The sequence below is a fragment of the Kerstersia sp. genome (genome assembly GCF_052103615.1).
GTDB lineage: Bacteria > Pseudomonadota > Gammaproteobacteria > Burkholderiales > Burkholderiaceae_B > Kerstersia.
On record NZ_JBQEKA010000006.1, the window covers coordinates 29,264 to 44,145 of the forward strand.

A 14,882-nucleotide genomic window follows, 5' to 3' on the forward strand; every position below is an offset into this window, starting at 1 on the left:
ATAGACGAAATCAACGCCGCCGGCGGCATTGATGGCCGGCCGGTGCAATGGGTGTTCTACGACGCCGAGAGCCAGACCAATAAGGCGCTGACCGCCACCCGCCGCCTGCTGTCCCAGGACAAGGTGGACATCATCGTGGGCGGCGGCAATATGAGCGGTATCGCCCAGGCCATGGTGCCCCTGAGCGCCCAGGCCAAGACCCCCTTCATTTCCACCGAAGGCGCGGTATCCATCGTGGATCCGGCGGCGCAACGTCCCTGGGCCTTCAAGAGCACGGTGGATGACCGCCAGGTCTTCGAGCGCCTGAAGGATTACTTCGACAAAAAGGGGATTACCCGCGTTGCCCTGTTGCATGACACCAGCGGTTTTGGCCAGGCGGCCGCCGAAGAGCTGAAAAAACTGGCGCCAGAACTGGGCCTGGATGTCAGCTTTGAAGCCTTTTCCCCCAGCGACACCGACCTGACGCCGCAGCTCACGCGCATCAAGAACAGCGATGCCCAGGCCGTGCTGTGCTGGACCGTGACGCCCGCCGGCGTGATCTTCAACAAACAGGCCACGCAACTGGGTCTGACCGACCGCGAACTGATCCATAGCTATGGTTTCGTGTCGCAGAAGTACATGGAACTGGCAGGCGATAGCGCGGGCAATGTGCTGCTGGTATCGGTGAAGTTTCCGGTCGGCGCCGACCTGCCGGACGGCGACAGCCAGAAGGCCGTCATCGAAGACCTGACGCACAAGTTTGAAGCCAAATATGGCCGCAAGCCCAATCAGTATGTCGCGCAGACCTATGACGCCATCCAGCTGGCGCGCCAGGCGCTGGCAAGCAGCCAGGGTGACAAGGACAAAACCCGCCAGGCGCTGGAACAGGTACAGGATTTCCACGGCGTGGGCGGCACCTTCAACCTCTCATCCGCACGCCATTCAGGGCTGTCCAAAAGCGACATCGTCCTGATCAAGTGGGAAGACGGCGCCTTCCGCCTGCACGACTATCAGTAACCCGGCCGGGCCAGGCACCCGCCGGCCCGACCGCCACGGCACTGCCGGCAGCCCGCTGCCGGCAGTGCCGCGATCTATCTGCCAGGATTGCCACCGTGGACAGTTCCACTCTGCAAATCATTCTCTCCGGTCTCGGCACGGGCAGTATCTATGCCTTGATTGCCGTCGGTTTCAACATCATTTTCAAAAGCACGGGCGCGCTGAATTTCGCGCAAGGCGAATGGGTGATGATGGGCGGCCTGCTGGCGGCCTTCTGCTTCAATGACGCCCAGCTGCCCGTCTGGCAGGCCTGCCTGCTGGCGGGCCTGGCAGTCGCCGTCATCGGCGGCCTGACCGAACGGCTACTGATCCGCCCGCTGCTGAACCAGACACCTTTCGCCATTACGCTGGTCACCGTCGGTATTGCCCTGCTCTCCAAAAGCCTGGTGATGCTGAGCCTGGGCAAGAATCCGGTCGGCTATCCCGGCCTTTCGGACACACCCTTCGTACCGCTGTGGGGCGCCAGCGTCGCCACGCAAACGCTGTGGATACTGGGCATCACCCTGGTGTTCATGATCCTGGCGCAGCTGTTCTTCAACCATACGCGCTGGGGCTGCGCCATGCGGGCCGCCGCAGCCAACCCGTCAGCCGCGGCGCTGGTCGGCATCCGCCATCATCGCGTCGTGCTGGGCTCCTTCGTCATTGCCGCAGCGGTCGGCGGGCTGGCCGGCACCATCATCACACCGCTGACGCTGATGTCTTATGACAGCGGCGCCATGCTGGGTTTCAAAGGCTTCAGCGCTGCCATGCTGGGCGGCCTGGGCAGCCTGTTCGGCGCCACCCTGGGGGGCTTGCTGCTGGGCTTGCTAGAAGCACTGGTCAGCGGCTTTGTCACTTCGCAATTCAAGGATGCCGCCGCCTTCCTGGTCCTGCTGCTGGTGCTGATGCTGCGCCCGCAAGGCCTGCTGGGCAAAGCGGAGGTCACCAAACTATGAACACCACGCCTGTCCTGCCACGCGACCGCTCCCCCGTGCTGCTGCCCGGTCTGTGGGTGCTGCTACTCGCCTGGCCCTGGCTTGCGCCCAATGATTATCTGGTCAGCCTGGGTGGCACTTTTTTCATCAATCTGCTGCTGATCGCCAGCCTGAACCTGCTGGTGGGCTACACCGGCCTGACGTCGATGGCGCACGCCGCCTTCTGGGGCATAGGCGCCTATGCCAGCGGCATGTTGGCCGTGCATCTGGATACCTCGCCCTGGCTGGGCACGCTGGCCGCCATGCTGGCCTGCGGGCTGTTTTCCGTGCTGATCGGCTGGCCCACGCTGCGCCTGTCCGGCCATTATCTGGCCATGGCCACGCTGGGCTTCAATGCCATTATTTCCGTGCTGCTGGTCGGTCTGGTGGCCTGGACTGGCGGCCCCAACGGCCTAATCGGCATTCCCCCCTATACCCTGGCAGGCTGGGATCTTTCCTTGCCGGAAAATTTTTATCTGCTGTGCTGGCTGCTGACCGGGCTGGTCATGCTGAGCCTGTCGTTCCTGCAAAGCTCGCGCACTGGCCGCGCTTTGCGCGCCATCCGCTCCAGCGATATTGCCGCAGCCTGCATGGGCATTCCGGTGCTGCGGCAGAAGCTGACGATTTTCGTCCTGGCCAATATGCTGGCCGGGCTGGCAGGCGCGCTCTACGCCCATCAAAACCTGTTCATTTCACCCGATTCATTTTCCTTCTCGACTTCCATCCTGCTGCTGGTCATGGTGGCAGTCGGCGGCTTCGGCCAGTATTGGGGCGCGTTTTTCGGCGCGCTGATTTTCACTGCCCTGCCCGAGCTGGTCCGCAGCTTCCATGACACCGAATTACTGATTCTGGGCGCCGCCATGATTCTGGTCGTCGGCTTCATGCCCGGCGGCATCGCAGGCGGGTTGGCCAGCTGGCGGGCACGGCGCCAGGCTGGCCGGAAAGGAGCCACACTATGAACCCGGCCCAGACGGACGCGCCCATTCTCGAACTGCAACAGGTCAGCAAGCATTTTGGCGGCCTGGCCGCGGTCGATGACGTCACGCTGCAGGTGCGGCCCGGCGACATCCATGCCTTGATCGGCCCCAACGGCGCGGGCAAATCCACCCTGTTCAACCTGATTACCGGCGTCAACCCTGTCACTGGCGGCAGCGTCCGATTCCAGGGCCAGGCCATCGAACACCTGCCGCCCCATGCGCGTACCGGGCTGGGCATGGCCCGCACTTTCCAGAACCTGCAGATCTTTCCCGACATGACGGTATTGGAAAACGTGATGGTAGGCCGCCACATCCGCACCCGCAGCACCTTGTTCGATGCGCTGTTCCATTCGCGCCGCCAGCGCCAGGAAAACGCCGCAGGCCAGGCGCTGGCCATGGCGCTGCTGGATCAGCTCGGCCTGGCCAGCAAAGCCGCACAGCCCGCGCGCGCGCTCAGCTATGGCGAAGGCAAGCTGATGGAAATCGCCCGCGCCATGGCATCGGAACCGGTGCTGGTTCTGCTTGACGAGCCCCTGGCAGGCCTGCCAGCCGACGCCATCGAACACGCGGAAAAAGCCATTCTCGCCCTGAACCGCCAAGGTGTCACCATTGTCTTGGTGGAACACAATGTCCGGGTGGTCATGCGTTTGTCAGATCATATTTCCGTCCTCAATAACGGCAAGCTCATCAGCGAAGGTTCACCGGAACACGTCCGGCACGACCCCGCCGTGCTTGACGCCTATCTGGGAGAAGGCAGCCATGCTTGATGTCCACGGACTTTCCACCTGGATAGGCGCCGCGCAGATCCTGCACGGCATAGACCTGCATTTGCAGCCGGGCGAAATCGCCTGCCTGCTGGGCGCCAACGGCGCCGGCAAATCCACCATCATGAATACGCTGGCCGGCCTGCGCCAGCATCGTCAGGGCAATATCAAGTTCGACGGACAGCCGCTAGATGGCCTGGATGCCGCCAGCCGCGTGCAGCGCGGCCTGGCGCTGTCGCCGGAAGGCCGGCAGGTGTTCGCGCCGCTCAGCGTCAAGGAAAACCTGCTGATGGGCGCCTACCACCGTCACGGCACCCGGCAAATCAAGACGGATTTCGCACAGGTGCTGGAACGCTTTCCCAAGCTCGCCCAACGGCTCACGCAACAAGCCGGCACGCTGTCGGGCGGCGAGCAGCAGATGCTGGCCATCGGCCGGGCATTGATGAGCCGCCCGCGCCTGTTGCTGCTCGATGAGCCATCACTGGGCCTGGCGCCGAAGATCGTCGCGGAAATTTTCGACGCCATCGCCCAATTGCGCGACCAGGGCGTGTCCGTGCTGCTGGCCGAACAAAACGCCTATATGGCCCTGCGCATTTCCCGCCGCGCCTATGTGCTGAGCGAAGGCCGCATCGTCAGGCATGGCCAGAGTGACGAACTGGCGCAAGACCCGGCGATACAACAGGCCTATCTTGGCGTATGAGCCTAGGCGGGGCGGCACGCTGCCCCGCCTAGCGCCAACGCCATCTCCTAGGCGCACCGGCGCCAGCCAGCGCAATGGCCAGGAACCGCCACAGCGCTGCCGCTCACACGCCCAGATACGTTTTCCAGAGACTGCGGTCGGCATCCAGCTCCGCCGAACTTCCCTGCCAGGCCACGCGGCCACGTTCCAGGATGATGTGACGGTCAGCCAGGCTCAACAGGCGCTGCACATATTTATCCACGACCAGGATGGTTTGCCCGGCGGCGCGCAGCGTTGCCAGGCAGCGCCAGATGTCCTCGCGAATCACCGGCGCCAGGCCTTCGGTGGCTTCATCCAGAATCAGCAAGCGCGGGTTCGTGGACAAGGCCCGGCCGATGGCCAGCATCTGCTGCTCGCCGCCCGACAATTGCCAGCCCAGGTTGCGCGACCGTTCCTTGAGCCGGGGGAATACGTCATAAATACGCTCCAGCGTCCAGCCATCGGGCTGGCCGCTGCGGTTATCCGCAAACGCCAGCAAATGCTCTTCCACCGTCAGGTTGGGAAAACACATGCGGCCCTCAGGCACCACCGCCACGCCCAGCCGGGCGATGGCGTCCGGGCGCATGCGGCCAATAGGCTTGCCGCCGAAACTCATTTCACCCTGGCGCGCCTTGAGCGCCCCGATAATGGTTTTAATCGTCGTGCTCTTGCCCATGCCGTTGCGGCCCAGCAAGGTGACGACTTCCTTTTCGTGGATATCCAGACCGACATCGAACAGCACCTGGCTGGCGCCATAACCGGCATGGATCCCCCGGCAGGACAACAAGGGTTCACGGCTCATGGCGCTACCTCCGGCGTGGCATTATTGGCGGTTTCTGTTTCTGCTGCGGTTTTGGCGTCTGTGTTGGCTGCGATGTTTGCTTCTGCGGCTGCGGTTTCTTCATCCCCCAGATAGACTTCCTGCACCCGCGCGTCGGCGCGGATCTGCTCAGCATTGCCCGAGGTCAGCACCTTGCCATAGACCAGCACGGTGATCCGGTCGGCCAGCTTGAAGACAGCATCCATATCATGCTCAATCAACAGGATGGCGGCTTCTTTGCGCAGCGCCAGAATCATGTCCACCATCTGCATGGAATCCTCGGCGCCCATACCTGCCATCGGCTCATCGAGCAGCAGCAGTTTGGGGCGCGAAGCCAGCGCCAGCGCGACATCCAGGCGCCGCTGCGCGCCATGCGACAAGGTTCCGGCTACCCGGTCCAGCTCATGCCCCAGGCCGACCTGGCGGGCCAGTTCCTCCGCCCGCGCCAACAGCGTTTCCTCATGCTGGCGCAGCGACAGAAAGCGGAAACTGCTGCCATCGTGCGCCTGCGCCGCCAGCATCAGGTTGTCGCGCACCGTATCGTTGCGGAAGATGTTGGTGATCTGGAAACAGCGCGACAAACCGGCGCGCACCCGCTGATACGGTTTCATCGCTGTCAGATCCACATCTTCCAGCACAATACGGCCTTCATCGGCGCTCAGCAGGCCGGAAATCAGGTTCACCAGCGTGGACTTGCCCGCGCCATTCGGCCCGATCAGGGCATGAATCTGGCCGCGTTCGATTTCCAGCGAAACATGGTCTGTCGCCAGCAGGCCGCCAAAACGCTTGACCAGACCTTCCGTATGAAAAAGGCTCATGCCGCGCTCCTTTTGCGGCGCAACCGGGCAGCGATGCCATCCGGCGCGTAGAACACGATGATCAGCAGCAGCACGCCCAGCGGCCAGTGCCAGTATTCGGTGAACATGCGCAAGCCTTCCTGCAGCGATAGCCACAGCCCGGCGCCGATCACGCCCCCCCAGCGGTTGCCGACCCCGCCAATCACCACCATGACGATCAGAATGGCGGATTGCGTCCAGTCCATCAGCGAAGGGCTGACAAAGCCGTCGTGAGTCGCCAGCATGGCGCCCGCCAGGCCGGCGACGGCTCCGGCGCCCACAAATGCCGCCAGGCGAATGAAAAACACCGGGTAGCCCATGGCAGCCATGCGCACTTCGTTATCGCGCGCGCCCTTGAGCGCGTGGCCGAAACGCGAACCGGCAACCCGGCTCATCAGCATGAACAACAGCGCCGCACAGGCCAGCACAACCCAGTACAGGCCATATTCCATACTGTCGAACACCCCGCCCAGGCTGAGCGGCGAATAGATGCTGTAGCCATCGTCTCCGCCATAGGTGCGCACCGAGACGGCGACGTAATGCAGCATCTCCGCGAACGCCAGGGTAATCATGATGAAATAGACCCCGCGCGTGCGCAGCGCGACCAGGCCAATCAGCGCGGAAAACACTGCGGCCGCGGCAATGGCCATCAGCCAGATCAGCCAGGCGGAATCGTGGCCGGCCTCGACCATGACAGCGACCGCATAGGCGCCCACGCCGATGAAACCCGCATGGCCCAGGGCCACCATACCGCCATAACCCAGGATGAAATTCAGGCTGGAGGCGGCGATCATCATGATGAGCAGCCGCTCGACAAAGCCCACGTAGTACTCCAGCTGCAGCAAGGGCGCCACCCAGGGAAAGATGGCCAGCGCCAACAAGAGCAGCCAGGGCGTCCATTGCCGTGCTGGCGGCCTGGACGGCGCCTGAACGGTTGCCGTCGTGCCAGTGAAAGCAGAAGTTGTCATATCGCCCTCACGCGCGTGCAGAAAAAAGACCGGCGGGCTTGATGGCAAGCACAACCGCCATAAAGACATACACCGCAACGCCGGCCAGCGCCGCTCCCAGATCCGCCGCCACCGCTGGCGGCATGATCAGTTTGAAGGCCGGCGCCAGAAAGGCCCGCCCTGCGGTGTCGATGAAACCCACGATCAAGGCGGCAATGAATGCGCCGCGTATCGAGCCGATACCGCCAATGACCACCACGACCAGCGACGGGATCAGAATGCTTTCCCCCATGCCGATCTGCACCGCGCTGATCGGGCCCATCAGCGCGCCTGCCAGGGCCGCCAGCGCCGCCCCCAGGGCAAAGACGAACGAAAACACATGGCTGACCCGCACACCCATGAATTCCGCCATGATGCGGTTGGAAGCCCCGGCCCGTACCAGCATGCCCATGCGGGTACGGTTCACCAGCAAATACAGGCCGAGCGCCACGAGCACGCCCGCTGCCAGCAGCATCAGCCGGTAGGCCGGATACGGCAGGCCTGGCATGAGCGTGACCGGTCCGGCCAGCGAGGCCGGCATGGCCGCCATGATGGGGGCCGCCCCCCAGATTGCCTTAACCGCGTCATCGGCGATCAGAATGATGCCGAAGGTGGCGATCACCTGCGCCAGGTGATCGCGCCGGTACAGGCGCCGGATGATGGCCAGCTCCAGCACGGCAGCCAGCACCACCGTCACCGCGACGCCCACCAGCACGCCGGTCAGGAAAGACCCGCTGGCAGCATGGACGCGCGCTGCGACATAAGCCCCCACCATGAACATGGAGCCATGCGCCAGGTTCATGGTGTCCATGATGCCGAAGATCAGCGTCAGGCCTGCCGCAATCAGAAAGAGCATGAGCCCGTAGCCCAGGCCGTTGAGCAATTGCTCGAAAATGAAGATGCCGTCCATGTGCCGCTCCCCGCCTGCTTACAGCTTGCACTCGGAAACGTAGGTGTCCTGATGGTTTTCCAGCACGGTTTCAACCAGACGGTTCACGTACTTGCCATCAGCATCCTTATCCACCACGCGCAGATAGAAGTTCTGCACAGGGAAATGGTTGGCGCCATAGCTGAAGGGGCCCTTGATCGAATCGAAGGAAGCCTTTTCCAGTGCCTTGACGAGCGCTTCGCGGTCATCCACCTTGCCGCCAGCTTCGCGCACGGCAGCGTCCATGGCCAGAATGGAGTCATAGGCCATCGCGGCATAGGCAGACGGATAACGGCCGTCGTACTTCTGGCGGAACGCCTGCACGAACGCCTGGTTGGCTGGCACCGGCAGGTCATGCACCCACTGAGAGGTGTTCAGGATGCCCAGCGCATCGTCACCCACGGCAGGGATGATGTCCAGGTCCACCGTGTTGGGCGCCACCAGCGGCACTTCCTTCAACCCTCCGGCAACATACTGCTTGATGAAGTTGATGCCCATGCTGCCCGGCAGGAAGAAATACACCGCATCCGGTTTGGCGCTGCGAATTTGCGCGATTTCCGCCGAGTAATCGAGCTGGCCGACCTTGGTATAGATTTCGTCCAGGACTTCGCCGCTGTAGGTCCGCTTGAAGCCTGCCATGTGGTCCTTGCCAGCCGGGTAGTTCGGCGCCAGGATCACCACTTTCTTGAATTGCTTGGCATCGGCCAGGCTACCGGCCGCCTCATCGAAATTGTCATTCTGGTACTGGGCGAAGAAATAGGGGCTGCACTGCTTGCCCGCCAGCTGGCTGGGGCCGGGGTTGCTGGAAATGAATGGCACCTTGTCCTTGGCCAGCAGCGGCATGACGGCCAGCGCCGAGTTGGACGCAATCGGGCCGGTGAAGAAGTCGATCTTGTCTCGCTGCAAGTAGCGCCGCACCAATTGCGTCGCCTGTTCCGGGCTGCCGGCGAAATCAGTCTTGATGAATTCGGCAGGCTGCCCGCCCAATTTTCCATCCAATTGTTCGATGGCCAGATCAAAGCCGTCACGCGCTTCCGCGCCCAGCGCGGCAAATGGCCCAGAGATATCAAGTGCAATCCCGACCTTGACCGGATCCGCTGCATTGGCAATAACACAGCTGCCTGCCATGACACCCGCTGCCAGCGCGCGGCCCAAGGAAATACTGGAAAAGACATTCCGCTTCATGATTGCTCCCCGGTTCACATCATTTGATTAGAAAAGACCGTGTCGCCAACTGATGGCCATATTTCATTCAGGAATCCTTCGCGACTGCCTGAAAACCTAGCGTGTTCCTGAAAAAACACAGGTCTGCCAGCTGAATGTAGCCAACCGCGCAAGCCCTGGATAATCATTTTTTGACCGTCAGCTATAAAGATGTGGAATACCCTTTGCCTGAATGCCCCAATTTGATGCAACGCAATAATCCCCTTGTATTGGCACGGTGCATTTCATTTCTTTGCGCATTGCAATTCCGCTATTTCAGCGCCGTATGCCCGGTTATGGCGCATTTATGCTGCACTGCAAAATACAATAATTCCAGGCCTAGCATTTACCCTTAGATTCATTGCCGGAGACTAATTAAAAAATCCCTAGCAATTGCTGCTGCAGCAATTGCTAGGGATTATCTGAAAAGAAATAGGGGTTTGCTATGAGTCCGCGAAGAATCAGAGACTGAAAAATTCAATCGCGTTTTTCTCAAGAATGCGGGCGCGCCCCTCTGCCGACAGGAATCCCGCACTGCGGACCAAAGCGCCGACCTCCTGCTCACCCAGCGGGAAAGGCTGATCCGACCCCAGCATGACATGGTCCACACCCATCACGTCCACCAGCAGATTGAGTGCGCCTTCATCGAAGACAGCGCTGTCCACATACAGGCGCCGGGCATATTCGGAAGGCGGGCGCGGGCAATCCTGGCGCACGATATCGCGATGGCGCCAGGCATTGTCCACACGGCCCAGCGTGTAAGCGAAGCTGCCCCCGCCATGCGCGAAGCAAATTTTCAGTGATTCGGGAATCCGCTCCAGCGCGCCAGACAGGATCAGGGACAACATGCCCAGCTGCGTTTCCGCTGGCATGGCCACCAGCCAGGGCAGCATCCACTGGCGCATGCGCTCCTTGCCGCCCATCATGTCCCAGGGGTGCACAAACACCGGAATCCCTTCATTGGCGCAGTGAATGAGGAAATCGACCATTTCAGGATGATCCAGGTCGCGGTCCCCGGCGTGGTTACCGATCTGCACCCCGATACAGCCCGCCTTTTGCGCCCGTGATGCCTCCGCGCAAGCCAGCTTCAGGTCCTGCAATGGCACTTGCGACAGCACTTTCAGGCGGCGCGGGTCCGCCGCGGCAAAGGCCAGCGCTTCCTCATTCATCCGGGCCGCCCAATCCGCCGCCACCTGGGCGTCCCAGGCATAGCCGAACATGATGGGCGTGGCGCAATTCACCTGAATGTCGATGCCGTGCTGATCCATTTCCTGCAAGCGGAACTGCGGATCCCACAACGATTGATAGACCGGCCTGAAGGGCTTGTCGCCCACCATGATCTGGCCATTCCGGCCATCGTCATCTATCCGCAGCCAGGGCGCGCGCCCCGGATTGGCCGCCGCCGCAGTCGCTGCGCTGATAGGAGGGAAAAAGTGCGAGTGGATGTCAATCATGGCGGCTCACTGCTCAGGAAAGTATTGGTTCAGAGTACGGTGCCAGGATTGGAAATCCCGCCCCGGGTGCACCTCGCCGCAGGACTGGCAAGTGCGCTCCGCATCGGTCGTGGCATAGAACTGCTCATAGACCGGCGGCAAGTCGGCCACGATGCTTTCCAGCTGCATCTCGTAGCGCCGCACAAGATTGCCGCAGCGCGCGCAGCACCACTGCAAGGCATCCTTGCTGCCCAGCGGACGCTGGCGTTCTATCACCAGGCACAGGCTGCCGGCTTCAGGGCGCTGCGGCGAATGCTTGACGTGCGGCGCCTGCAGAAACATATCGCCTTCCTTCAGATGCACCCGCTCATACTGGCCACGGTCCCACACCAGCAAAAAGGCATTGCCCTTGAACTGATAGAAGAACTCTTCCACCGGGTCATCGTGAAAATCCGAACGCTGATTGGGGCCCCCCACCACCGTCACCATGAAATCCCCATCGGCCCAGATCTGCTGGTTGCCGACCGGCGGCTTGAGCAGGTGTTCGTTTTCGTTGAGCCACTTCTGGAAATTCAGCGGATAGCCGTACTTGAAATTCATCATGGTCCTACTCCTGGGAAGAGGCCTGCGGCTTGTAGGCCACGGCGCGGATCTCTATCAACAGATGGGGATGCGGCAGTTGGTGTACGGCGACCGTCGTGCGGGTCGGGCCGTTTTCATCAAAGAACTCGGCCCAGACTTCATTGAAGCCGCCGAAATCATTCATATTGACCAGAAACACCTGGGCTTCGACTGTGTCCTCAAGCCCGGCGCCGGCATGGGCCAGGATGTCGGCGATATTGCGGATCACCGCGCGCGCTTGCGCCCGGATATCCAGGTTGGTCACGCCCAGCGCATCGACTTGCACCCCTTCGAAGGTGTTATCGGGACGCCGCGAGCTGGTGCCCGAGACGAAGATAAAGTCACCGGCGCGCCGGTAATGCGGGAAACGGCCGCGCGGCACCGCCTTGCCCTGGATGACTCCTGCCTTGTGATCAGCCATGCTGCCCTCCCGTAAAGAATTCGACCCGGCCCAGGCCATTGATATCGCCCCGGATATGCTGCCCCGGCGCCAACGCCGCCGCTGCGGTTGCCGCGCCGGCCATAATCAGCGAACCGGCAGGCAGGCTCAGGCCCGCTGCCGCCACCAAACGCGCCGCCTGCACCACCGCGCGCAACGGATGGCCCAGAATGGCGGACGTGGAGCCTGCCAGCGTCACGCGGCCGTCCTGTGCCACCAACACCCCGGCATTGTCCAGCGCATCGAAACGGCGCGACCAGCCGCCCACGACCACTCCTGCCGATGAGCAGTTATCCGCCACGACATCTTCCAGGCTGAACCGGAAATTCTCGTAGCGCGAATCTATGATTTCCAGCGCCGGGGCCACCGCTTCCAGATAATCCACGGCTTCCAGCGCATTGAGCGGGCGGTCGATCGCGCGGCGCGTGAGGAAGCAGACTTCAGGCTCCACCCGAGGATGGATGTATTTGCCCAGATCAACGGTTGACGCTTCCTCTTCGCGCATATGGCTGGTCAGCCAGCCCCAGATCAAATCATCAACGCCCATCTGCACCATCTTGGCGCGGCTGGTAAAGCCCAGTTTGATGCCGCAGACGGTATCGCCGCGCGACTCCCGGCAAGCCACCGAGGCCCGCTGAATGTCATAGGCCTGCGCCAAAGTGAAACTGCCGGGCGCGAACTGCCGCACGGCCTGGCGGTGCAACGCCGCGCCATCAAGCTGCCCGGCGATGGACTGGATATCCACACTCATGGTTGACTTCTCCCTGCCAGCGCCTACCTGCCCGGCCCGGCCTTATTGCATTCCTGGCGGGCGCCTATGCGCGCCGCCACTCATTCAGTTCGCGGAAAACGCCGCGGTCACACTGCCCAGGCCTTCAATCGACGCGCTGACGACATCCCCTGGCCGCACCGCCGCCATGGGGCCCAGCGCGCCCGTCAGGATGACATCGCCCGCGCGCAACGGCGCCCCCAGCCGGACCATCGTATCGGCCAGCCAGACTGCCGCATTCAAGGGGTTCCCCAGGCAAGCCACACCTGCGCCAACCGAGACTTGATCGCCACGGCATTCCATCACCATGCCGCAACGCACCAGATCCAGCGCGCTCAGGCGCACCGGGCGTGAACCCAGCACGAACAGGCCGGACGACGCGTTATCCGCCACGGTATCCACCAGACGGATGTCCCAATTGGCAATCCGGCTGCCCACTACCTCTATGGCTGGCAAGGCATAGGCCACAGCCGAAATCACGTCGGCGAAGGTATGGCGCTCATGCGCCAGGTCCCGTTCCAATACCAGCGCAATCTCCGCTTCGGCCTTGGGCTGCATGGTGCGCGACCAGGGAATCTCTTCGCCATCGCCAAAGGCCATATCGGCAAACAGCGCGCCAAAATCCGGCGCATCCACGCCCAGCTGCTGCTGCACCGCGCGTGAAGTCAGGCCGATTTTTCGCCCCACCAGCCGCGCGCCGCGCTGCTGGTGACGTTCGGTCAGCAAGGCCTGCACGGCATAAGCCAGGCTCAGCGCATCGCCGCCGTCACCCGCCAGGCGGGCGATTTCCTCACGTACCGGTGCCGCGGGCACACCGCTTTCCTGGGCTTGCCAAAGGCGTTCCGCCAAGGCCTGCAAAGCATCGTTCATGCCGTCCTCATTTCTGTTGATTGCCATGCGGCAGGCCGCTCAGACCTTGACGCAAATATTGGTCGTTTCCGAATAGAAATCGAGAGAAAAACGACCGCCCTCACGGCCGATGCCGGACAGCTTGCCGCCCCCGAAAGGCGTGCGCAGATCCCGCGAGAACCAAGTATTGACCCAGACAATCCCGACATGAATCTGCGGGCTGACACGGTGGGCGCGGGACAGATTGGTCGTCCAGATGCTGGCTGCCAGGCCATAGGCGCTGTCATTGACGCGGCGCAATACTTCTTCTTCGCTATCGAAGGGCGCGATATGGCAAACCGGGCCGAAGACTTCCTCGCGCATGCAGCGGGCATCGTCCGGCAGGCCGGTCCAGATCGTCGGCAGCACATAGGCGCCGTTATCACGCGCGTCGCCAAACACCGGCACCTTGCCGCCGGTCACGACCGTAGCGCCTTCCTGAACGGCCAGATCGAAATAGGACAACACTTTTTCACGGTGCTCGCGCGAGATCAGCGACCCCATGAACACGCCTTCATCATCGGGCCAGCTCACCTTCAAGGCCTCGGTCTTGGCCTTGAGGGCCGCCACAAAACGGTCAAAGATGGAGCGCTCGACATACACGCGCTCGGAACACAGGCAAACCTGGCCGGCATTGGTAAAGCTGGAGCGCACAATGCCGTCAACCGCCGCATCGAAATCCGCATCGGCGAACACCACGGCAGCATTCTTGCCGCCCAGTTCAAAAGACACTTCCTTGACGCCCTCGGCGGCCGCCTTCATGATCGCAGTCCCGGTGCGCGACTCGCCGGTAAAGGTAATGGCGTCGATGTCGGGATGCGTGCTCAGGAACTCGCCAGCAGAGCCCGGCCCGAAGCCATGAATGACATTGAAGACCCCCGGCGGCACGCCTGCCTCATCAAAGGCTTCGGCCACCAGAGTCGCTGTCGATGGCGTTTCCTCGGACGGCTTGCAAACCACGGCATTGCCGCAGATCAAGGCAGGCGCGGCCTTCCAGGTCAGCGACAGAATCGGCAGATTCCACGGCGAAATGCTCGCCACCACGCCCAGCGGCTTGCGCGTGACATAGTTGATCAGCTTGGTGCCGTCACCCAGCCGCGTTTCAAAGAAATCCGTGTTGGCCACCTTGGCCAGGTCGGCAAAGGTGCGGAAGTTGTGAATGCCGCGATAGATATCCAGCTGGCGCGCCTGGCTCAGCGGCCTGCCGGTATCGGCGACTTCCGCTGCCAGGAATTCTTCGAAGCGCCGCTCGATGATATCCGCCACACGATACAGATACTTGGCGCGCTCGGCCGCATCCGCCAGGCCCCACTCGCCTTCGACGGCGCGGCGGGCTGCCGCCACCGCGCGTTCCACCAGCGCCTTGTCGGCCTCATGGACATCGGCCAGGACGCTGCCATCTACCGGACAGACATTCTGGAAGGTCTTGGACGTGGCCACAAACTGGCCATCGACATAATTACGCGTCTGCCGCAGCGACGCCGGAAGCTGGAACCTGGACAAGTGAAACTC

16 protein-coding genes are annotated in these 14,882 nt (G+C 62.3%); 5 read left to right on the plus strand and 11 right to left on the minus strand.

The window, feature by feature from the left end:
- The 5 genes from ACTJGZ_RS03055 to ACTJGZ_RS03075 form a co-directional block, all read left to right on the plus strand.
- Positions 1-996, plus strand: a 996-nt coding sequence (locus tag ACTJGZ_RS03055) for an ABC transporter substrate-binding protein (protein WP_441661474.1), incomplete at its 5' end; no start/stop codon positions are given.
- Between the two features lie 95 nt (positions 997-1,091).
- On the plus strand, positions 1,092-1,970 hold the full coding sequence (locus ACTJGZ_RS03060) for a branched-chain amino acid ABC transporter permease (RefSeq protein ID WP_441661475.1): 879 nt from the start codon (positions 1,092-1,094) through the stop codon (positions 1,968-1,970).
- A complete protein-coding gene (locus ACTJGZ_RS03065) occupies positions 1,967-2,947 on the plus strand; it encodes a branched-chain amino acid ABC transporter permease (protein ID WP_441661476.1) in 981 nt (326 codons plus the stop codon). The genes ACTJGZ_RS03060 and ACTJGZ_RS03065 overlap by 4 nt, the downstream gene beginning before the upstream one ends.
- Positions 2,944-3,732: an ABC transporter ATP-binding protein gene (locus ACTJGZ_RS03070; protein ID WP_441661477.1), complete on the plus strand. Its 789-nt coding sequence runs from the start codon at positions 2,944-2,946 to the stop codon at positions 3,730-3,732. The genes ACTJGZ_RS03065 and ACTJGZ_RS03070 overlap by 4 nt, the downstream gene beginning before the upstream one ends.
- Positions 3,725-4,429, plus strand: a complete 705-nt coding sequence (locus tag ACTJGZ_RS03075; RefSeq protein WP_441661478.1) for an ABC transporter ATP-binding protein — start codon at positions 3,725-3,727, stop codon at positions 4,427-4,429. Before ACTJGZ_RS03070 ends, ACTJGZ_RS03075 begins: the two co-directional genes overlap by 8 nt.
- 103 nt (positions 4,430-4,532) lie before the next feature.
- Here the strand turns inward: ACTJGZ_RS03075 and ACTJGZ_RS03080 are convergent, their stop codons facing one another.
- The 11 genes from ACTJGZ_RS03080 to ACTJGZ_RS03130 form a co-directional block, all read right to left on the minus strand.
- Positions 4,533-5,249, minus strand: a complete 717-nt coding sequence (locus ACTJGZ_RS03080) for an ABC transporter ATP-binding protein (protein ID WP_441661479.1) — start codon at positions 5,247-5,249, stop codon at positions 4,533-4,535.
- Positions 5,246-6,085 (minus strand): ABC transporter ATP-binding protein, encoded by an 840-nt coding sequence (locus ACTJGZ_RS03085; protein ID WP_441661480.1) that lies wholly within the window; start codon positions 6,083-6,085, stop codon positions 5,246-5,248. The genes ACTJGZ_RS03080 and ACTJGZ_RS03085 overlap by 4 nt, the downstream gene beginning before the upstream one ends.
- On the minus strand, positions 6,082-7,071 hold the full coding sequence (locus ACTJGZ_RS03090) for a branched-chain amino acid ABC transporter permease (protein ID WP_441661481.1): 990 nt from the start codon (positions 7,069-7,071) through the stop codon (positions 6,082-6,084). Before ACTJGZ_RS03090 ends, ACTJGZ_RS03085 begins: the two co-directional genes overlap by 4 nt.
- 7 nt (positions 7,072-7,078) lie before the next feature.
- Positions 7,079-7,999, minus strand: coding sequence for a branched-chain amino acid ABC transporter permease (locus ACTJGZ_RS03095; RefSeq protein WP_441661482.1), 921 nt, complete (start codon positions 7,997-7,999; stop codon positions 7,079-7,081).
- An 18-nt stretch (positions 8,000-8,017) separates the two neighbouring features.
- A complete protein-coding gene (locus ACTJGZ_RS03100; protein WP_441661483.1) occupies positions 8,018-9,202 on the minus strand; it encodes an ABC transporter substrate-binding protein in 1,185 nt (394 codons plus the stop codon).
- Positions 9,203-9,681: 479 nt separating this feature from the next.
- Entirely contained in the window at positions 9,682-10,674 is a 993-nt protein-coding gene (locus ACTJGZ_RS03105) for an amidohydrolase family protein (protein WP_441661484.1), read from the minus strand.
- Positions 10,675-10,680: 6 nt separating this feature from the next.
- On the minus strand, positions 10,681-11,256 hold the full coding sequence (locus tag ACTJGZ_RS03110) for a 3-hydroxyanthranilate 3,4-dioxygenase (protein ID WP_441661485.1): 576 nt from the start codon (positions 11,254-11,256) through the stop codon (positions 10,681-10,683).
- A 4-nt stretch (positions 11,257-11,260) separates the two neighbouring features.
- On the minus strand, positions 11,261-11,695 hold the full coding sequence (locus ACTJGZ_RS03115; protein WP_441661486.1) for a RidA family protein: 435 nt from the start codon (positions 11,693-11,695) through the stop codon (positions 11,261-11,263).
- On the minus strand, positions 11,688-12,464 hold the full coding sequence (locus ACTJGZ_RS03120; RefSeq protein WP_441661487.1) for a 2-keto-4-pentenoate hydratase: 777 nt from the start codon (positions 12,462-12,464) through the stop codon (positions 11,688-11,690). The genes ACTJGZ_RS03115 and ACTJGZ_RS03120 overlap by 8 nt, the downstream gene beginning before the upstream one ends.
- Positions 12,465-12,548: 84 nt before the next feature.
- Positions 12,549-13,352, minus strand: coding sequence for a fumarylacetoacetate hydrolase family protein (locus ACTJGZ_RS03125; RefSeq protein ID WP_441661533.1), 804 nt, complete (start codon positions 13,350-13,352; stop codon positions 12,549-12,551).
- 39 nt (positions 13,353-13,391) lie between these two features.
- Complete coding sequence (locus ACTJGZ_RS03130; protein ID WP_441661488.1) at positions 13,392-14,873, minus strand: 2-hydroxymuconic semialdehyde dehydrogenase; 1,482 nt, start codon at positions 14,871-14,873, stop codon at positions 13,392-13,394.
- Between the last annotated feature and the right edge of the window lie 9 nt (positions 14,874-14,882).